Here is an 18,681-nt window from a genome sequence, read left to right as displayed (position 1 = left end):
GGGGTGTGCCGGGGGGTGCCCGCCCGCAGCGTGCGGCGCAAACCCCGGGTGCGGATTTACGAGACAGAGCGTCGCACCGAGGACGGACACCCCCCGGCGCGCCCCCGTCCCACCCACCGAACGGCTGGCGCTACACCAGCCACGCACCCACCGAAACGGGCCGCCGCAGGCATCAGGGGCGCGGGGAACTGCGCGAAAGCCCCCCACCGGCCCGCAGGTGACCACAGGGGCGCGGGGAACTGCGCGAACGCCCCCACCGGCCCGCAGGTGAAAGCGATGGCCCCGCCAAACGAAGGGGCGCGGGGAACTGCGCGAACGCCTCCCACCGGCCCGCAGGTGGAAGCGATGCCCCAGGCACAGACAGGGGCGCGGGGAACTGCGCGAACGCCCCCACCGGCCCGCAGGTGAAAGCGATGGCCCCGCCAAACGAAGGGGCGCGGGGAACTGCGCGAACGCCCCCCACCGGCCCGCAGGTGGAAGCGATGCCCCAGGCACAGACAGGGGCGCGGGGAACTGCGCGAACGCCTCCCACCGGGCGCCCGGTGGAAACGATGGCCCCGCCAAACAAAGGCGCCGCGGGGAACTGCGCGAACGCCTCCCACCGGGCGCCCGGTGGAAACGATGGCCCCGCCAAAGCCCCCGCCGGGCGCGTCACGCCGCCGCCGGTGGCGTCAGTTGGCGGGCCAGCCATGTCGGGACGCCGCCCAGGAGGCGGAACAGCCGTCGCGCCTCCTCGCGGAGCCGGGACGCCTCCGGTTCCGTTTCCGTGTCCGCGAGGGACGCCAGTGCGGGGGCCGTGCCGACCAGGTAGCCCAGTTCCTCGCGGATGCGCAGGGACTGCGCGAAGCCCTCCCGCGCCTCCGCCACCTCCCCGTCCCGCAGGGCCAGTCCGGCGAGGTGGCGCCAGGTGAACGACAGCAGCAGGGCGTCCGACGCCTCCGCGGCACCCGCGTGTGCGCGTCGGTACGCGGCTCGCGCGGCCTGCGGTGAGCGGGCCAGGTTCTCCGCGAGGAGACCGCGCCGGAAGTCCAGCAGGGCTCTGCCCGCCGCCCCCGGCGGGATCAGCGCGGCGGCCCGTCCCAGCGCGGCCCGCGCCTCGTCGGCCCGGTCGCGCACGCCGTGCAGCGTGGCGGCGTAGGCCAAGTACCCGCGTTCACAAGCGGCGGCGCCGCGCTCCTCGTCGCCGACGGCGACCGCCTCCGCCGTGCGCAGGGCGTCCTCGGCGTCCTCCCAGCCCTGCTCGGTGTACAGGCACCGCTCCACGAGCAGCGCGGCCCGTTGCAGCGCCGCGCCCGGCACGGCCGGGTTCAGCAGGGCCGCCGCGTCGGTCCAGCAGGCGCGTGAGCGCAACCGCCATACCGCGGTCTGGAGCGGATCGTCACCGGCGTTCGTTCCCGTACCAGACATGGCGGTATGCGCCACGTTGCCCTCCCCGAGCACGCCATCGAGCCTTGAGTGGTGGCGGCATTCCAGCACCAATCAGCGTACGCGGCCAAGAGGATGGGTGAAATTTTTCACAAAGTCGTGGGGTGAGAATCGGCCGCCCGGCGCGCACGGACGGCGTTCACCACTCCCCTCCCGCCGTCAGCTCATGCGCAGGGCCAGGAAGAAGTCCAGCTTGTCCTCCAGCCGGGACAGGTCACGACTCGTCAACTGCTCGATGCGCCCCACCCGGTAGCGCAGGGTGTTGACGTGCAGGTGGAGGCGGGTGGCGCAGCGCGTCCAGGAGCCGTCGCAGTCGAGGAACGCCTCCAGGGTGGGGATCAGCTCGGCCCGGTGCCGCCGGTCGTAGTCGCGCAGCGGGTCGAGCAGCCGCGCGGTGAAGGCGCGCCGTACGTCGTCGGGGACGAACGGCAGCAGCAGGACGTGCGAGGCGAGTTCGTGGTGTCCGGCGGCGCAGACCCGGCCGGTCCGGGCGGCGGCGACGCGGCGGGCGTGCCGTGCCTCCTCCAGCGCGCCGCGCAGTCCCTCGGCGGAGTGGACGGCGGCGCTGACGCCGAGGGTGAGCCGTCCGTCGCCGTCGAGGCCGGCCGAGAGGGGCTCGGCGACGGACCGCAGCAGCTGGTCGGCGAGGACGCCGGCGTTCTCGCCGTCGCCGTCCTGCTCGCCGGTCACCGCGGGCAGCGGCACCAGCGCGACGGCCTCGTCGCCGGTGTGGGCGACGGCGATCCGGTCGGAGGGCTCGGGGCCGGTGGTCCGCGGGTCGACGAGGATCTCCTCCAGCAGCGACTGGGCGACGGGCCCGCCGTCGATCTCCCCGCCGTCCCATTCGACGCGCGCGACGACGACCTGCCAGTGCGGGGCGGCGCCGAGGCCGGGCAGCAGCACGGGCGCGGCGACCCGCAGCCGGGCGGCGATCTCGGCGGGCGCGGCGCCCGTCTGGACCAGTTCCAGCACTTCCTGGGCGAGTCGGCGCCGCACGGTGCGGGCCGCGTCGCGCCGGTCCCGTTCGACGGCGATCAGCTGGGTGACGCCGTGCAGCAGGTCGAGCCGCTCCTCGGGCCAGTCGGAGGAGTCGGCCTCGACGGCGAGCAGCCAGTCGGACAGGACGGTCTCTCGCACGTCCCGCGCCGCCTGCGGGGAGCGCCCGCTGCTGCGGATCGGGAAGAGGGAGTACGTGGTGGTGCCGACCAGCACCCGATGGGGGCCGCGCCGCCCGCCGCGGGTGGCGGTCAGATGCTCCTCGGCGAGCTGTGCGCACACGTCGGCGGGCGGCTCGGGCGCCGCCTGCTTGGGGCCTGCGATGACCCGCCCGGTGGGGGAGAGGACCCAGGCCCGCAGGTCGAGATCGGTGCCGAGCAGGTCCAGGACGACGTCCGGGCCGCCGCCGGCCGGGCCGGACGTCATCATCCGCCGGTGCCGGTCCACGACCGCCGCGAGGTCCCCGGCGCGCTCGCCGCTGACCTGCCGTACGACATGCTCGGTGATGGTCGCGAACGCCACCGACTCGTGCACCGCGAACAGCGGCAGCCGGTGCTTGGCGCAGGCGACGATCAGATCGTCGGGGATGTCGCCCAGCTCGGCCTCGCCGGCGGCGAGCGCCGCGACCCCGGCCTGTACGAGGATCCGTACGAAGGGTTCGGAGTCGGCGGCGTCGCGGCGCCACGCGAGGCCGGTGAGGACCAGTTCGCCGCCGGAGAGGTAGCGGCTGGGGTCCCGCAGGTCGGTGGTCATCACGCCCCGGACGGTGCGGTCCAGCTCGTCCTCGCCGCCGAGCAGCCTGAGGCCCAGCGCGTCGGTGTCCAGCAGTGCGCGCAGCCGCATTCTCGTCGCCGCCGTTCCTGTCTAGAAATCTACGATGAGTGGTGTGGGTCCTGTGGTGGTGGGCCGGGCGGACGGGTCGCCGGCCTGCGGAGGGCGGCCCGCGCGGCGCGGACCTGCTGTGTCTGGCGTTTCCACAGGAAAACGCAGAGGTTACGGATGGCCTCCGTTCATATGAATCTACAAGATGACCTCCCTGGCCAGCCAACTCCTTCATGGTTTCGGTGACTGACACCGAGGGAGCACAGGGCGGTGTACTGAGCGCACTCCACGTGAACAGCGCATGAACGAGCCGGGCCGGCCGCACACGGATTGGCTCAAACGCATCACTTCCAAGAGCTTTCGACCGCTTCCGGGAGTCACCGGGAGCTTCCAAGAGCACTGAGACGAAGAAGAGAGCCGGTCATGGACTTCCTTCGCCCCGCCAGCTGGGAGGAGGCGCTCGCAGCGAAAGCCGAGCACCCCACCGCTGTGCCGATCGCGGGTGGCACCGATGTGATGGTCGAGATCAACTTCGACCACCGTCGGCCCGAGTACCTCCTCGACCTCAACCGCATCGGCGACCTCTACGAATGGGAGGTCGGCGAGGACAGCGTGCGGCTGGGTGCCTCCGTGCCCTACACGAAGATCATGGAGAATCTGCGGGCCGAACTGCCCGGTCTGGCCCTCGCCTCGCACACCGTCGCCTCCCCGCAGATCCGCAACCGCGGCGGCGTCGGCGGCAACCTCGGCACCGCCTCCCCGGCCGGCGACGCCCACCCGGCGCTCCTCGCCGCCGGCGCCGAGGTCGAGGTGGCGTCCGCTGCCCGCGGCACCCGCCTGATCCCCGTCGACGACTTCTACACCGGCGTCAAGCGCAACGCGCTCCAGCCCGACGAGCTGATCCGCGCCGTGCACATCAAGAAGGCGGACGGCCCGCAGCAGTACTCCAAGGTCGGCACCCGCAACGCCATGGTGATCGCGGTGTGCGCCTTCGGCCTCGCCCTGCACCCGGAGACCCGTACGGTCCGCACCGGCATCGGCTCCGCCGCCCCGACCCCCGTCCGGGCCAAGGCCGCCGAGGAGTTCCTGAACGCCGCGCTCGAAGAGGGCGGCTTCTGGGACAACGGCAAGATCATCACCCCGTCGGTCGCCAAGCGGTTCGCCGAGCTGTGCTCCGCCGCCTGCAACCCGATCGACGACGTCCGCGGCACCGCGAGCTACCGCCGGCACGCGGTCGGCGTCATGGCCCGCCGCACGCTGACCTGGACCTGGGAGTCGTACCGCGGCACCCGTCGCGCCTCGGAGGGAGCTGCGTAATGCGCGTCAACTTCACTGTCAACGGACGTCCGCAGGAAGCCGACGACGTGTGGGAGGGCGAGTCCCTGCTGTACGTGCTGCGTGAGCGGCTCGGCCTGCCCGGCTCCAAGAACGCCTGCGAGCAGGGCGAGTGCGGCTCCTGCACGGTCCGCCTCGACGGCGTGCCCGTCTGCTCCTGCCTGGTCGCCGCCGGCCAGGTCGAGGGCCGCGACGTCGTCACCGTCGAGGGCCTCGCCGACTACGCCAAGCAGCGCACCGAGGGCGGCTGCGCCACCGGCGCCTGCGGCACCTCCCTCGACGCGGCGCAGCAGTGGCAGGCCAAGGGCACCGACTCGCAGACCGGCGAGGGCACCGAGCTGAGCCCGATCCAGCAGGCGTTCATCGACGCCGGCGCCGTCCAGTGCGGCTTCTGCACCCCCGGCCTGCTGGTCGCCGCCGACGAGCTGCTGGAACGCAACCCCAACCCGACCGACGCCGACATCCGCGAAGGACTGTCCGGCAACCTGTGCCGCTGCACGGGCTACGAGAAGATCATGGACGCGGTCCGCCTGGCGGCCGCACGGCAGGGAGAGGCGGTCTGACCATGGCTTCCCCCAGCGGAACCCCCACGAAGATCACCCAGGGCGCGCCCGCCAAGGGCGGCATCGGCGAGTCCACGCTCCGCCCCGACGGCACCCTCAAGGTCACCGGCGAGTTCGCGTACTCGTCCGACATGTGGCACGAGGACATGCTCTGGGGCCAGATCCTGCGCTCCACCGTCGCCCACGCCGAGATCGTCTCCATCGACACGGCCGAGGCCCTCGCCACACCGGGCGTGTACGCCGTCATGACGTACGACGACCTGCCCGCCGAGGTGAAGCACTACGGCCTGGAGATCCGCGACACCCCCGTCCTCGCCCACGGCAAGGTACGCCACCACGGCGAGCCCGTCGCGATCGTCGCCGCCGACCACCCGGAGACCGCCCGCCGCGCCGCCGCGAAGATCAAGGTGGAGTACCGCGAGCTGCCGGTGATCACCGACGAGGCCTCCGCGCTCGCCCCGGACGCCGTCCTCGTCCACGAGAACCGCGACGACCACCACATCGGGCACGTCCCGCACCCCAACATCGTCCACCGCCAGCCCATCGTCCGCGGCAACGTGGAGGAGGCACGCGAGCGGGCCGACGTCATCGTCGAGGGCGAGTACACCTTCGGCATGCAGGACCAGGCCTTCCTCGGCCCCGAGTCCGGCCTCGCCGTCCCCGAGGAGGACGGCGGCGTCCACCTCTACATCGCCACCCAGTGGCTCCACTCCGACCTGCGGCAGATCGCCCCCGTCCTCGGCCTGCCCGAGGACAAGGTACGGATGACGCTGGCCGGCGTCGGCGGCGCGTTCGGCGGACGCGAGGACCTGTCCATGCAGATCCACGCCTGCCTCCTCGCACTGCGCACCGGCAAGCCCGTCAAGATCGTCTACAACCGTTTCGAGTCGTTCTTCGGGCACGTCCACCGCCACCCCGCGAAGCTCTACTACGAGCACGGCGCCACCAAGGACGGCAAGCTCACCCACATGAAGTGCCGGATCGTGCTGGACGGCGGCGCCTACGCCTCCGCCTCCCCGGCCGTCGTCGGCAACGCCTCCTCCCTCAGCGTCGGCCCGTACGTCATCGACGACGTCGACATCGAGGCCATCGCCCTTTACACCAACAACCCGCCCTGCGGCGCCATGCGCGGCTTCGGCGCGGTCCAGGCGTGCTTCGCGTACGAGGCGCAGATGGACAAGCTGGCGAAGCGGCTCGGCATGGACCCCGTGGAGTTCCGGCAGCTCAACGCCATGGAACAGGGCACGATCATGCCGACCGGCCAGCCCGTCGACTCCCCGGCCCCGGTCGCCGAACTCCTGCGCCGCGTCAAGGCGATGCCGATGCCGCCGGAGCGCCAGTGGGAGTCCAGCGAGGGCGCCGACGTACGGCAGCTGCCGGGCGGCCTGTCCAACACCACGCACGGCGAGGGCGTCGTCCGCGGCGTCGGCTACGCCGTCGGCATCAAGAACGTCGGCTTCTCCGAGGGCTTCGACGACTACTCCACCGCCAAGGTCCGCGTGGAGGTCGTCGGCGGGGAACCGGTCGCGACCGTGCACACCGCGATGGCGGAGGTCGGCCAGGGCGGCATCACCGTCCACGCGCAGATCGCCCGCACCGAACTGGGCGTGCAGCAGGTCACCATCCACCCCGCCGACACCCAGGTCGGCTCCGCCGGCTCCACTTCCGCCTCCCGGCAGACGTACGTCACCGGCGGCGCCGTGAAGAACGCCTGCGAACTGGTCCGCGAGAAGGTCCTGGAGATCGGACGCCGCAAGTTCGGCTCCTACCACCCGGCGTGGGCCACCGCCGAACTCCTCCTGGAGGGCGGCAAGGTCGTCACCGACGGCGGCGAGGTCCTCGCCGACCTCGCGGACGTGCTGGAGGACGAGGCCGTCGAGGTCGAGGAGGAGTGGCGGCACCGCCCGACCGAGCCGTTCGACCTGCGCACCGGGCAGGGCAACGGGCACGTCCAGTACTCGTTCGCCGCGCACCGCGCCGTCGTCGAGGTGGACACCGAACTGGGCCTCGTCAAGGTCGTCGAGCTGGCCTGCGCCCAGGACGTGGGAAAGGCCCTCAACCCGCTGTCCGTCGTCGGCCAGATCCAGGGCGGCACCACCCAGGGTCTGGGCGTCGCGGTCATGGAGGAGATCATCGTCGACCCGAAGACCGCGAAGGTGAAGAACCCCTCCTTCACGGACTATCTGATCCCCACCATCCTCGACACCCCGAGCATCCCCGTCGACGTGCTCGAACTCGCCGACGAGCACGCCCCGTACGGCCTGCGCGGCATCGGTGAGGCGCCGACCCTGTCGTCGACGCCCGCCGTCCTCGCGGCCATCCGCAACGCCACCGGCCTGGAACTCGACCGCACCCCGGTGCGGCCCGAGCACCTGACCGGCACGGCGTAACCCACCGACCCTCCGGGCGGCGCACCGTGGAACGTCACACCTCCCCCGCGCCGCCCGGAGAACCCCCCCGGTGCCGCACCGCTCGCGGTACCCGGACCGCACCACCCTTCTCGTTCCGTACCTGTTCGTTCGTCTCGGGCCGTCCCCCGGGTCGTGCGGCCGCAGCACCTTCCCAAATCCCGCAGCCGCGCACAGCGGTCGAAGACCGTGAGCGGTTCTTCATGCGGGTGCCCCTATGAACCTTGGGAGTAGGCCCACATGACCCAGCAGTCACTTGAGCCGGAGACCGTCGCGGAGGACGCGGGCCACGGCACCCGCGTCCCGGCCGGACGGTCCTGGCTCGACCGGTACTTCCACATATCCCAGCGGCAGTCCACCGTCGCGCGCGAGGTGCGCGGCGGCATCACCACCTTCATGGCGATGGCGTACATCCTGCTGCTCAATCCGCTGATCCTGTCCGGCAAGGACGCGGCCGGCGACACGCTCGGCCAGAAGGCGCTGATCACCGCGACCGCGTTCGCGGCGGCCCTCACCACACTGCTGATGGGTTTCGTCGGCAAGGTGCCCCTCGCCCTCGCCGCGGGCCTCTCCGTCTCCGGTGTCCTCTCCTCGCAGGTCGCGCCCGAGATGACCTGGCCGCAGGCGATGGGCATGTGCGTGATGTACGGCGCCGTCATCATGCTGCTGGTCGTCACCGGCCTGCGTGAGATGATCATGAACGCGATCCCGCTCGCGCTCAAGCACGGCATCACCATGGGCATCGGCCTGTTCATCGCCCTCATCGGCTTCTACAAGTCCGGCTTCGTCCACCAGGGCAAGGCCACCCCGCTCACCCTCGGCCCCGCCGGTGAGCTGGCCGGCTGGCCGGTGCTGCTGTTCGCCGGCACCCTCCTGCTGATCTTCATGCTCCAGGCCCGCAACGTGCCCGGCGCGATCCTCATCGGCATCGTCTCCGGCACGGTCGTCGCCGCCGTCCTCAACGCCGCCGGCGTCATCGACAAGGACGCCTGGGCGAGCGGCGCGCCCGAACTGCACGGCAGCGCCGTCTCCATGCCGGACTTCTCCCTCTTCGGCGAGGTCGAGTTCGGCGGCTGGGGCGAGGTCGGCGCCATGACCATCGGCATGATCGTCTTCACACTGGTGCTCGCCGGGTTCTTCGACGCGATGGCCACCATCATCGGCGTCGGCACCGAGGCGAAGCTCGCCGACGACAAGGGCCGCATGCCGGGCCTGTCGAAGGCGCTGTTCATCGACGGCGCGGGCGGCGCGATCGGCGGTGTCGCGGGCGGCTCCGGGCAGACCGTGTTCATCGAGTCCGCCACCGGCGTCGGCGAGGGCGCCCGCACCGGTCTCGCCTCCGTCGTCACCGGCCTGTTCTTCGCGGCCTGCCTCTTCTTCACCCCGCTCACCGCGATCGTGCCGCAGGAGGTCGCCTCGGCCGCCCTCGTCGTCATCGGCGCGATGATGCTGATGAACGCCCGGCACGTCGACTGGGCCGACCGGGCCACCGCGATCCCGGTGTTCCTCACCGTCGTGCTGATGCCGTTCACGTACACCATCACCACCGGTGTCGCCGCCGGCGTCATCTCCTACGTCGCGATCAAGACCGCCCAGGGCAAGGCCCGCGAGATCGGCGCCTTCATGTGGGGGCTGACCGTGGTGTTCCTGATCTACTTCGCCCTCAACCCGATCGAGAGCTGGCTGGGCGTGCACTAGCCGCCCCCGTCCCGGATACCCGTTCCGCACCGCCTCCGAAGGAGACCGACAGATGCTGGACATCGCCGAAGAGCTGGACCGGTGGGTCGAGCAGGGACGTGACTTCGCCGTCGCCACCGTCGTGGCCGTCGGCGGCAGCGCCCCCCGCCAGCCCGGCGCCGCCCTCGCGGTCGACGCCGACGGCACGGCGATCGGCTCGGTCTCCGGGGGCTGTGTGGAGGGCGCCGTGTACGAGCTGTGCCGGCAGGCGCTCCAGGACGGCGAGACCGTCCTGGAACGCTTCGGCTACAGCGACGAGGACGCCTTCGCCGTGGGCCTGACCTGCGGCGGCGTCATCGACGTCCTCGTCACCCCGGTCCGGGCCGCCGATCCGGCCCGGCCGGTGGTCGCGGAGGCGCTGGCCGCCGCCGCGCGAGGGCAGGCGGCTGCCGTCGCCCGCGTGGTGCGCGGGCCGTCCGACCTGCTCGGCCGGGCCCTGCTGGTCCGCGCCGCGGACGACGACCCCGAGGTGTCCGCCCGCCCGGCCGGAGGGCTCGGCGGGCATCCGGAACTCGACCGCACCGTCGCCGCCGAGGCCCGCGCCTTCCTCGACGCCGGCCGCACCGGCACCCTGGAGATCGGCGAGCAGGGCTCCCGCTGCGGAGCCCCGCTGACCCTGCTGATCGAGTCGTCCGTGCCCCCGCCCCGCATGATCGTCTTCGGTGCGATCGACTTCGCGTCGGCGCTGGTGCGGATCGGCAAGTTCCTCGGCTACCGCGTCACCGTGTGCGACGCCCGGCCCGTGTTCGCCACGGCGAAACGCTTCCCCGACGCCGACGAGATCGTCGTCGAGTGGCCCCACCGCTACCTGGAGCGCACCGACGTCGACGCCCGTACCGTGCTCTGCGTGCTCACCCACGACGCCAAGTTCGACGTGCCGCTGCTGCGGCTGGCGCTGCGGCTGCCGGTGGCGTACGTCGGCGCGATGGGCTCCCGCCGCACCCACCTGGACCGCAACCGCCGGCTGCGCGAGGTCGGCGTCACCGACCTCGAACTGGCCCGGCTGCGCTCCCCGATCGGCCTCGACCTCGGCGCCCGCACACCGGAGGAGACAGCACTGTCGATCGCCGCGGAGATCGTCGCGAACCGGCGCGGCGGCAGCGGCGTGTCCCTGACCGGCGCGCACACGCCGATCCACCACGACACGGCGTCCGCGCCGGGGCCGACGGGACGGATCGGGTCGGTGGCCTGACGGGGCTCGGAGGCCGTACGACACCCGGAGAGCGTCCACGGTTCTCCGGGACCGCACGACACCGGAAGGGGCCGCGCGGGGTGGGTTCCCGTGCGGTACGGCACCGGAAGTCGCTCCACGCCCCGCCGGCCGTGCCGTGCGACACCGGCCCGTCCCGCGCTCCGGCGCCCGCGCCCGTCACACGCCCCTGAGCAGCCGGTTCACCGCCCGCCCGAACACATGGCGGGCCGCCCGCGCCAGCACACCGTCGAACAGCGCCGGCAGCAGCCGTACGTCCAGTTCCTCCCGCCAGACCACCCGTGCCCGGCCGCCCGGCCCCGGCCGGACCTCGATCTCCGCCCAGCCGCGCACCAGCCGGCCGCGTTTCTCCAGCCGGCAGCGGCCCGGCGTGTCCCCGGCCGGGGGACGCCACACCGTGACCTCCATGCGGTCGTCGAAGCCGACCGGCCCGAGCCCCGTGCGGGCCACGAAGACAGTGCCCTCGGCCGTGGGCGGCGGGGTGAGGACCCGGACACGGGTGAGGGGGACCGCCCGCCCGTGCCGGGGCCAGTCGGTCAGCCTGTGCCAGGCCTCGTCGAGGGAGAGCGGCGCGGTGCGCTGGAGGTGGAATTCGGCCACGCCATGATCCTAGAGAACCGTGCTCACGACCGGCCCGTGTCCGGGTCACCGCCGGCCTCGACCGGCCGGTCCGTCACCAGCCGGTCAGCAGCAGATGGTTGACGAGCAGTGCGAGCACCGCCTGGGCGGCGAGCCACGCGCGCGTGCCGTCGAGGAACGCGCACGACGGCAGCAGCCACAGCGCGAACGGCAGCCAGATCCGCTCGGTCTCCGCCTTGCTCATCCCGGAGAGGTCGGCGACCAGCAGCGCCAGCAGTGCGGCGGCCACCAGCACCGCCAGCCGCACCTCGGGCGTCCCCCGCCCGCCGGCCCGGACGGCGTCCACCACCCGCCGTACGGCACCCGCTGTACGGCCCCCGGACCGTACGGCGCCCTCGTCCGCGCGCCGGCGCCGGGCGGACACCAGCACGCCCCCCGCCCGCCGCAGCCCGGCCGCCGAGGCGAGCCCGATCAGCAGCACCGTGCAGGCCAGGTTGGCCCACACCCAGTAGCCGTACGGCCGGATGCCGCCCGCGCCCTCGTAGTAGCGGCGCACCAGCAGCCGGTACGCCTCCCACCAGTCGAACCCGGCAAGGGTGAACGCGGCCGGGACGACCGCGAGGCCCGCCACCGCGAACGGCAGCACCCGCGGCCGCCCCCGCCCCAGCAGCAGCACAGCGGCGAGCGGCAGCGCGAACAGCGTCAGGCCGTACGACAGATAGCAGGTGAGCCCGAACAGCAGCCCCGAGCCCAGCGCCCACCACCGCGCGCCCCCGCTCACCGCGAGCGCGAGCAGCGCCACCGACCAGGCGACGACCGCCGCGAAGTACGCGTCGGGGGAGGCGCCCGCCCACACCGCGGCCGGCGCGAGCACCAGGAACGGCGCCGCACGCCGGGCGAGCCGCTCCGAGGCCAGCGCCCGCACCGCGACCAGCACGGCCACGCAGCCCGTCGCGCCGACGGTGATGCACCAGGCGCCCGCCCAGCCGCCGCCCCCGAGCCCCGCCCGGTCCAGCAGCACGAACGTCAGGACGGCGCCCGGCGGATGCCCGGCCACGTGCGCGGGCCAGTTGTCGGGGGAGTGGATCAGGATGTGGTTCGTGAAGTCCCGCAGGGCGGCCGGGATGTCGTGGAAGCGGCCGACGACGGGGACGTACTCGTGCCGGGTGGTCAGCCGCTCCACCACGCCCCGCTGCCAGCCGTCGATCAGCGCCAGCGACCAGGTCCAGGCGAGGGCGGTGCCGTACGCGGCGAGCAGCAGGGCCCGCCAGCGCAGCCGGGCGGCCACCCGCGGGCCGTACGCCACCACCGCGACGGCGACGGCCGCCGCGAACGGTGTGCCGGGCCCGAGGTGCGGCTCCCAGGTGCCCACCAGCGGGGGCCAGTCGACGAACAGGGAGTGCCGGGTGTCCTGGATGTGACGGCCGACGAAGACCGCCGCGACGACGAGTGCGACGGCCACGAGCACGGCGGCGGCGTCACCGGCGCGGACGCCCCGCCGGTCGCGGGGAGGGGCGGCGGGTCCTGGTGCGGTTCGGGTACGGATCACACCGTCGAACGCTAGGCCGCCGGGACCGTCCCGTGGCGTTGCCCGGCCCGGACGTCAGCGTTTCGTCATGGGTCGTGACCCCCTCCGGGGGCCTGTCCCGGCCTACGGTCGAGCCATGCCGCACCCCGACCGTGACCCAAGGCTCCCCACCTCGCCCGGGTTCTGGCGCAGCCCGCTGCGCGGCCCCTGGCTGACCTCCGTCCTCGGCCTCGTCCTGCTCGCCGGGATCACCGTGCTGTTCGTGACGGGACTGGTGTCGTACGCCGCCTACAACCCCGGCCTCTCGCCGGTCAACGACAAGACCCCCGGCAAGGGGATCCTCGGGTTCTTTCTCTTCGACTGGCCCACCGACCCGCACTGGCTGTACCGGTTCACGCAGGGCGTGCACGTCACCCTCGGGCTGACCCTGATCCCCGTGCTGCTGGCCAAACTGTGGTCGGTGGTGCCGAAGCTGTTCGCGCTGCCCCCGGCCCGCTCCGTCAGCCACGCCCTGGAGCGCCTCTCCCTGCTGCTGCTCGTCGGCGGCGCCCTGTTCGAGTTCACCACCGGCGTGCTGAACATCCAGCTCGACTACCTGTTCCCCGGCTCCTTCTACGCGCTGCACTTCTACGGGGCATGGGTGTTCTTCGCCGCGTTCGTCGCCCACGTCGTGCTGCGGCTGCCGACCGCGCTGCGCAACGCCCGCCGGCTGCGGGACACCCGCGGCACGGGTCACGGCCGGGACGACGAGGCGGCCGAGCTGGTCTCCCCGCGGCCCGCGCAGCCGACCGTGTCCCGGCGCGGCGCGCTGGGGCTGGTCGGCGGGGCGTCGCTGCTGCTGTTCGTCACCAGCGTCGGACAGAGCCTGGGCGGCGTGTGGCGGCGGACCGCGCTGCTCGCCCCGCACGGCGGCGCCGACCCCGGCAGCGGACCGGGCGGCTTCCAGATCAACAAGACCGCCGCGTACGCCGGGATCAGCGCCGCCGAGACCGGCGAGGAGGCCTGGCGGCTCGTCGTCAGCGGCAGCACCGGCACCGTCCGCCTCAGCCGCGCCGACCTGCTCGCCATGCCGCAGCACAGCGCGGCGCTGCCGATCGCCTGCGTGGAGGGCTGGTCCACGCCCGACCAGTGGTGGCGCGGGGTGCGGCTGCGGGACCTCGCCGCGCTCGTCGGGTACGACACCGATCCGCCGGACGTGTTCGTGGAGTCCCTTCAGCGGCAGGGGGCGTTCCGGCGGGCCGCGCTGCGCGCGAACCAGGTCGCCGACCCGCGTTCGCTGCTCGCCCTCGACGTCAACGGCGAGCCCCTCACCCGCGACCACGGCCACCCGGCGCGGATCATCGTGCCGGCCGCGCCCGGTGTGCTGAACACCAAGTGGGTGGCCCGGCTGACGTTCGGAGACCTGTGATGCGCCGCCTCGCGCTGCCGCTCGGCAGCCCGTTCACGATGCTGCTGCTGGCCTGCTCGTTCGCTCTCGCCGGGTACGCCGGGGTGCGGCTGCTGGACGGTGACACCGTCGGTGTCCTGCTGTGGTTCGTGGGAGCCGCCCTCGTCCACGATCTGGTGCTGCTGCCGCTGTACGCGACCGCCGATCACGCCGTCGTACGGGCGTTCGGCGCACGTGACCGCCGGGAGCTGACCGGATACGTCCGGGTCCCGGCCGCCCTGTCGGGGCTGTTGCTGCTGGTGTGGTTCCCGCTGATCACCGGTCAGGTCGCGGACCGCTACCGATCGGTGACCGCGCTGTCCCCGGACGGTTTCGCCGCCCGCTGGCTGCTGATCAGCGCCGTGCTCTTCGCCGGCTCGGCGCTGCTGCTCCTGCTGCGGCTGACGCGGGAGCGGCGGCTGCGCAACGCGACGAAGCAGCGCCCGCCGGCCGCCCACTGATCGACGGCACGCCAGCCCAGCGGGCGGGCGTGCCGCAGCAGTGCCGCCGTGCCGAGCCGTGCCCACGGGAAGGGGGCGCTGCTGCGGCCGGCGGCGTCGGTGACCCGGACCAGGACGCGTTCGTCGATGTCGGCGGGGACCGTCTCGGCGATGAGCAGCCCGCCCGGCGCGAGCAGTTCCCGCAGCCGGGACAGCAGGGCGGCGGGGTCGCCACCGATGCCGAGATTGCCGTCGACGAGCAGTGCGGTGCCCCAGCGGCCCTCGTCGGGCAGCGGCGCGAACACCGAGCGGCGCACCGCCCGCCCGCCGAGCGCCACCGTGCGGGCGACGGCGGCGGCGCTGACGTCGACTCCGAGCGCGGGCACGCCCCGCGCGGCCAGCTCCACGACCAGCCGGCCCGGCCCGCAGCCCACGTCGAGCACACCGCCCTCGCAGCGCCGCAGCACCTCCAGATCGACGGCGTCGGCCCGCGCGCACCAGCGTTCCACCTCCAGCGGCAGCAGCCAGCCGTCGCCGCGGCTGAGGAACAGCGGGCCCCGCCCGGAGCGCACGGCACGCGCGTACGGATCGTCGCCCCACGTCCCGGTGGCCGCGGGCGGCATGACGGTGCCCGTGCGGGGCCGCGCGGGGCTCACCGTCGTACTCCCGGGCGGACGCGGGCGAGTTCCGCCGCGAACCGGCCGTCCGGGGCGCTCGCGGCGACGGCGTCGGCGTCGGCGGCCGTGTCCACGTCCCGCAGCAGCGGCAGATCCCGCACCCGCAGGCCCGCCTCGACCAGCCGGGCCCGCTGCCGTGCCCCGGTGTCGGGGCGGGACATCGGCACCCCGCGCAGCAGTTCAGGGTCGGGCGAGGCCAGGCCCAGCGCCCAGAAGCCGCCGTCCTCCGCCGGCCCGAACCACGCGTCGCAGCCGTCCGGTTCCAGTGTCAGCAGGTCGGGTGTGACCTGCGGGGTGTCCATGCCGATGAGCAGCGCCGGCCCGGTGCAGGCGGCGAACGCGGCGGCCAGCCGCTCGTCCAGGCCGCCGCCGCACTGCGGTACGACGTCGAAGCCCGGCGGCAGCCACGGCCCCGGCCGCCCGTCCAGCACCAGCACCCGGCGGGAGGCGGGCGTCGCCGCCACCGCCCGCAGGGTGTCCGTGAGCGCCGCCGCCGCGAGAGAGGCGGCCTCGTCGGGGGAGTAGGGCGGGGTGAGGCGGGTCTTGACCCGGCCGGGGCGCGGTTCCTTCGCGATCACGAGCAGCGTGGTCACCGCACCGCCTCCCCGGTCACGGGTTGGGCCAGGACCCGGCTCATGTCCCGTACCGCCTGCCAGGTGCCGCGCCAGGTGCCGGTCACCTTCGAGGCGCCGCTGCGCGGCAGATACGGCACATCGCGTTCGCTGATCCGCCAGCCCGCGTCGGCGGCCCGCACCACCATCTCCAGCGGGTAGCCGCTGCGCCGGTCGGTCAGCCCCAGCGCGAGCAGCGCCTCACGGCGGGCGGCCCGCAGCGGGCCGAGGTCGTGCAGCCGCAGACCGGTGCGGCGGCGCAGCATGCGGGCCAGCACGAGGTTCCCGGTACGGGCGTGCGCGGGCCACACCCCGCGCCGCACGGGCCGGCGTCGGCCCAGCACCAGATCGGTCTCGCCGGACCGGATCCGCTCCACGAACGGCTCCAGCAGCGCCGGGTCGAGGGAGGCGTCGCAGTCGCAGAAGCAGACGATGTCGGCGCGGGCCGCGAGCAGGCCCGCGTGGCAGGCGGCGCCGAAGCCGCGCCGCGGCTCGTGCACCACGGTCGCGCCGAGGGCGCGGGCGATGTCGGCCGAGCCGTCGGTGGAGCCGTTGTCCACCACCAGGGCCCGCCAGCCGGCGGGGATGCGTTCCAGTACCCAGGGCAGCGCCTCGGCCTCGTCCAGACAGGGCAGGACGACATCGACGGGCGGTGCCGGGGAAGTCGGGGGAGGGGTCGTCACGGCACTCACCCTACGGACGCGAAAGGGGCATAACGGGCGCTGTCGTCTTACGAAACGCGGACGTCGCACCGGACGGCCCGAGGTCCGCACGCGCGTGCGACCCGGCGCGACACACGACAGGGGGCGCACCGGCGGGCCGGGCGGGGGCGGTGTCCATGCCTGTCCCGGTGCGTCGCCCGCACCCCTTACGAAACGCGGACATCCCAGCGTGCCCGCGCCACGCGGCCCGGCGGGGTGCGACGCTGGTGTCATGCAGCAGCCGTACGACACTCCGCGCGCCGAACGGGACACGGGCGCCCGGGTCCTGGTCGTCGACGACGACCCCACCGTCTCGGAGGTGGTCTCCGGCTACCTCGACCGCGCCGGATACGTCGTGGACCGCGCCGACGACGGACCGGCCGCCCTCGCCCACGCCGCCGCGCACTGGCCCGACCTGGTCGTCCTCGACCTGATGCTGCCCGGCATGGACGGCCTGGAGGTGTGCCGCCGGATGCGCGGACAGGGCCCGGTGCCGGTGATCATGCTCACCGCGCGCGGCGACGAGGACGACCGCATCCTCGGCCTGGAGGTCGGCGCCGACGACTACGTCACCAAGCCGTTCAGCCCCCGCGAACTCGTCCTGCGCGTCGAGTCCGTGCTGCGCCGCACCCGGCCCGCGGGCACGTCCGGAGTGCTGCGCGCCGACGGCCTCGAGGTCGATCCGTCGGCCCGCCGCGCCACCAAGAACGGCACCGAACTCGCCCTCACCATCCGTGAGTTCGATCTGCTGGTGTTCTTCCTGCGGCATCCGGGCCGTGCCTTCTCCCGCGAGGAGCTGATGCGGGAGGTGTGGGGCTGGGACTTCGGCGACCTGTCCACGGTCACCGTGCATGTGCGGCGGCTGCGCGGCAAGGTCGAGGACGACCCGGCCCGCCCCCGCCTCATCCAGACGGTGTGGGGTGTCGGCTACCGCTTCGAGGCCGCGGCCACCGGGAGCTGACCGTGCGCGACACCCTGCTCATCGCCCTGTACGCGTTCTTCGGCGCCGCCGCGGCCGGGCTGGTCGGCGCGGGCGTGCTGCTGTTGATCAGACGCCGCTCGCTGACCGCGTCCCTCACCGTCGTCGCGGCCGTCGCGGTCACCGCCATGCTCGCGGGCACCCTCGCCGTGGCCCGCGCGATGTTCCTCTCCGGCCACGACCTGACCGTGGTCACCACGGTCGTCGCGATGGCGGCCGTGGTGTCGCTGGCGACGGCGCTGCTGCTGGGCCGCTGGGTCGTCGCCCGCAGTCACGCCCTCGCGGTGGCCGCCCGCTCGCTCGGCGACGACGGCTCCTTCGCCGCGCCCGACGGACCCGCCACCGCCGAACTGGACGCGCTCAGCCGCGAACTGGCCACCACCAGCGCCCGCCTCGCCGCGTCCAGGGAGCGGGAGCGGGCACTCGAGTCCTCACGGCGTGAACTCATCGCGTGGATCTCGCACGACCTGCGCACCCCGCTCGCCGGGCTGCGCGCCATGGCGGAGGCGCTGGAGGACGGCGTCGCCGCCGACCCCGACCGCTATCTGCGGCAGATCCGCACCGAGGTGGAACGCCTCAACGACATGGTCGGCGACCTGTTCGAACTCTCCCGCATCCACGCCGGGACGCTCGCCCTCAGCCCGGCCCGGATCTCCGTGTACGACCTGGTGGGCGACGCCCTCGCGGGCGCGGACCCGCTCGCCCGCGAGCACGGCGTACGGCTCGTCGGGGACCGTATCGAACCGGTGCCGGTCGAGGTGGACGGCAAGGAAATGAGCCGGGTCCTCGGCAACCTCCTCGTCAACGCCATCCGCCGCACACCGACCGACGGCACGGTCGCCGTCGCCGCCGAACGCACCCCCGAAGGGGTCGTGCTGTCCGTGACCGACGGCTGCGGCGGCATCCCCGAGGAGGATCTGGCGCGCGTCTTCGACACCGGCTGGCGCGGCACCGACGCCCGTACGCCCCCGGCGGGCGCGGGCCTCGGCCTCGCCATCGTGCGCGGCATCGTCGAGGCCCACCGCGGCCGGGCCACCGTCCGCAACATCCCGGGCGGCTGCCGCTTCGAGGTGATCCTGCCGGCAGCACCCGGCTGACCGTCCTTGGCGGTGACGCCCTTCTCGCCGGCTTGGGCCGCTTCGAGGTGATCCTGCCGGCAGCACCCGGCTGACCGTCCTTGGCGGTGACGCCCTTCTCGCCGGCTTGGGCCGCTTCGAGGTGATCCTGCCGGCAGCACCCGGCTG

15 protein-coding genes are annotated in these 18,681 nt (G+C 73.7%); 8 read left to right on the top strand and 7 right to left on the bottom strand.

Annotated elements, in window-relative coordinates; genetic code table 11:
* Nucleotides 1-651: 651 nt before the first annotated feature.
* Together MTQ10_RS07105 and MTQ10_RS07100 are read right to left on the bottom strand one after the other, a co-directional pair.
* Entirely contained in the window at nt 652-1,422 is a 771-nt protein-coding gene (locus MTQ10_RS07105; protein WP_247463387.1) for a hypothetical protein, read from the bottom strand.
* Nucleotides 1,423-1,584: 162 nt separating this feature from the next.
* Nucleotides 1,585-3,264: a PucR family transcriptional regulator gene (locus MTQ10_RS07100; protein WP_247463385.1), complete on the bottom strand. Its 1,680-nt coding sequence runs from the start codon at nt 3,262-3,264 to the stop codon at nt 1,585-1,587.
* A gap of 402 nt (nt 3,265-3,666) precedes the next feature.
* Between MTQ10_RS07100 and MTQ10_RS07095 the strand changes: the two genes are divergently transcribed.
* The 5 genes from MTQ10_RS07095 to MTQ10_RS07075 all read left to right on the top strand — a co-directional run bounded on the left by MTQ10_RS07095 (nt 3,667) and on the right by MTQ10_RS07075 (nt 10,478).
* Nucleotides 3,667-4,560, top strand: coding sequence for an FAD binding domain-containing protein (locus tag MTQ10_RS07095; protein WP_247463383.1), 894 nt, complete (start codon nt 3,667-3,669; stop codon nt 4,558-4,560).
* The gene (locus tag MTQ10_RS07090; RefSeq protein ID WP_247463381.1) at nt 4,560-5,141 is read left to right on the top strand and encodes a (2Fe-2S)-binding protein; all 582 of its coding nucleotides are present in this window, start codon (nt 4,560-4,562) and stop codon (nt 5,139-5,141) included. The genes MTQ10_RS07095 and MTQ10_RS07090 overlap by 1 nt, the downstream gene beginning before the upstream one ends.
* Before the next feature lie 2 nt (nt 5,142-5,143).
* Nucleotides 5,144-7,531, top strand: a complete 2,388-nt coding sequence (locus MTQ10_RS07085; RefSeq protein ID WP_247463379.1) for a xanthine dehydrogenase family protein molybdopterin-binding subunit — start codon at nt 5,144-5,146, stop codon at nt 7,529-7,531.
* Nucleotides 7,532-7,789: 258 nt separating this feature from the next.
* Entirely contained in the window at nt 7,790-9,247 is a 1,458-nt protein-coding gene (locus tag MTQ10_RS07080; RefSeq protein ID WP_247463377.1) for an NCS2 family permease, read from the top strand.
* 52 nt (nt 9,248-9,299) lie between these two features.
* The gene (locus MTQ10_RS07075) at nt 9,300-10,478 is read left to right on the top strand and encodes an XdhC family protein (protein WP_247463375.1); all 1,179 of its coding nucleotides are present in this window, start codon (nt 9,300-9,302) and stop codon (nt 10,476-10,478) included.
* 177 nt (nt 10,479-10,655) lie between these two features.
* Here MTQ10_RS07075 and MTQ10_RS07070 read toward each other — a convergent pair whose 3' ends face one another.
* Together MTQ10_RS07070 and MTQ10_RS07065 are read right to left on the bottom strand one after the other, a co-directional pair.
* Entirely contained in the window at nt 10,656-11,096 is a 441-nt protein-coding gene (locus tag MTQ10_RS07070; RefSeq protein ID WP_247463373.1) for an SRPBCC family protein, read from the bottom strand.
* A gap of 73 nt (nt 11,097-11,169) precedes the next feature.
* The gene (locus MTQ10_RS07065) at nt 11,170-12,621 is read right to left on the bottom strand and encodes a hypothetical protein (RefSeq protein WP_374117579.1); all 1,452 of its coding nucleotides are present in this window, start codon (nt 12,619-12,621) and stop codon (nt 11,170-11,172) included.
* Nucleotides 12,622-12,739: 118 nt separating this feature from the next.
* Here MTQ10_RS07065 and MTQ10_RS07060 point away from each other — a divergent pair, with 118 nt between their 5' ends.
* On the top strand, nt 12,740-14,011 hold the full coding sequence (locus MTQ10_RS07060; RefSeq protein ID WP_247463371.1) for a molybdopterin-dependent oxidoreductase: 1,272 nt from the start codon (nt 12,740-12,742) through the stop codon (nt 14,009-14,011).
* Between the two features lie 316 nt (nt 14,012-14,327).
* Here the strand turns inward: MTQ10_RS07060 and MTQ10_RS07055 are convergent, their stop codons facing one another.
* The 3 genes from MTQ10_RS07055 to MTQ10_RS07045 are packed head-to-tail and all read right to left on the bottom strand — an operon-like array spanning nt 14,328 to nt 16,449.
* The gene (locus tag MTQ10_RS07055; RefSeq protein ID WP_247463389.1) at nt 14,328-15,092 is read right to left on the bottom strand and encodes a class I SAM-dependent methyltransferase; all 765 of its coding nucleotides are present in this window, start codon (nt 15,090-15,092) and stop codon (nt 14,328-14,330) included.
* Between the two features lie 29 nt (nt 15,093-15,121).
* The gene (locus MTQ10_RS07050) at nt 15,122-15,739 is read right to left on the bottom strand and encodes a TIGR04282 family arsenosugar biosynthesis glycosyltransferase (RefSeq protein WP_247463369.1); all 618 of its coding nucleotides are present in this window, start codon (nt 15,737-15,739) and stop codon (nt 15,122-15,124) included.
* Complete coding sequence (locus tag MTQ10_RS07045; RefSeq protein WP_247463367.1) at nt 15,736-16,449, bottom strand: glycosyltransferase family 2 protein; 714 nt, start codon at nt 16,447-16,449, stop codon at nt 15,736-15,738. The genes MTQ10_RS07050 and MTQ10_RS07045 overlap by 4 nt, the downstream gene beginning before the upstream one ends.
* A 241-nt stretch (nt 16,450-16,690) precedes the next feature.
* On the opposite strand from MTQ10_RS07045, the gene MTQ10_RS07040 reads away from it, so the two are divergent.
* Both MTQ10_RS07040 and MTQ10_RS07035 read left to right on the top strand, forming a co-directional pair.
* Nucleotides 16,691-17,419 carry a response regulator transcription factor gene (locus MTQ10_RS07040; protein ID WP_247463365.1) on the top strand — a complete coding sequence of 243 codons (729 nt, stop codon included), beginning with the start codon at nt 16,691-16,693 and terminating at the stop codon, nt 17,417-17,419.
* A 2-nt stretch (nt 17,420-17,421) separates the two neighbouring features.
* Nucleotides 17,422-18,534 (top strand): sensor histidine kinase, encoded by a 1,113-nt coding sequence (locus MTQ10_RS07035; RefSeq protein WP_247463364.1) that lies wholly within the window; start codon nt 17,422-17,424, stop codon nt 18,532-18,534.
* Nucleotides 18,535-18,681 lie beyond the last annotated feature (147 nt).

Origin of the sequence: Streptomyces sp. XM83C (assembly GCF_023072675.1) — a bacterium.
In the GTDB taxonomy this organism is placed as follows: Bacteria; Actinomycetota; Actinomycetes; order Streptomycetales; family Streptomycetaceae; genus Streptomyces; species Streptomyces thermocoprophilus.
Note: the sequence above shows the minus strand (reverse complement) of the source record. Positions and strands in the feature narration are given on the sequence as shown.

What these genes read in the sequence shown, in the direction of transcription:
- MTQ10_RS07100 (WP_247463385.1), bottom strand. Translation starts at nt 3,264, where the DNA reads ATGCGGCTGCGCGCACTGCTGGACACCGACGCGCTGGGCCTCAGGCTG.
- MTQ10_RS07095 (WP_247463383.1), top strand. Translation starts at nt 3,667, where the DNA reads ATGGACTTCCTTCGCCCCGCCAGCTGGGAGGAGGCGCTCGCAGCGAAA.
- MTQ10_RS07090 (WP_247463381.1), top strand. Translation starts at nt 4,560, where the DNA reads ATGCGCGTCAACTTCACTGTCAACGGACGTCCGCAGGAAGCCGACGAC.
- MTQ10_RS07085 (WP_247463379.1), top strand. Translation starts at nt 5,144, where the DNA reads ATGGCTTCCCCCAGCGGAACCCCCACGAAGATCACCCAGGGCGCGCCC.
- MTQ10_RS07080 (WP_247463377.1), top strand. Translation starts at nt 7,790, where the DNA reads ATGACCCAGCAGTCACTTGAGCCGGAGACCGTCGCGGAGGACGCGGGC.
- MTQ10_RS07075 (WP_247463375.1), top strand. Translation starts at nt 9,300, where the DNA reads ATGCTGGACATCGCCGAAGAGCTGGACCGGTGGGTCGAGCAGGGACGT.
- MTQ10_RS07060 (WP_247463371.1), top strand. Translation starts at nt 12,740, where the DNA reads ATGCCGCACCCCGACCGTGACCCAAGGCTCCCCACCTCGCCCGGGTTC.
- MTQ10_RS07055 (WP_247463389.1), bottom strand. Translation starts at nt 15,092, where the DNA reads ATGCCGCCCGCGGCCACCGGGACGTGGGGCGACGATCCGTACGCGCGT.
- MTQ10_RS07040 (WP_247463365.1), top strand. Translation starts at nt 16,691, where the DNA reads ATGCAGCAGCCGTACGACACTCCGCGCGCCGAACGGGACACGGGCGCC.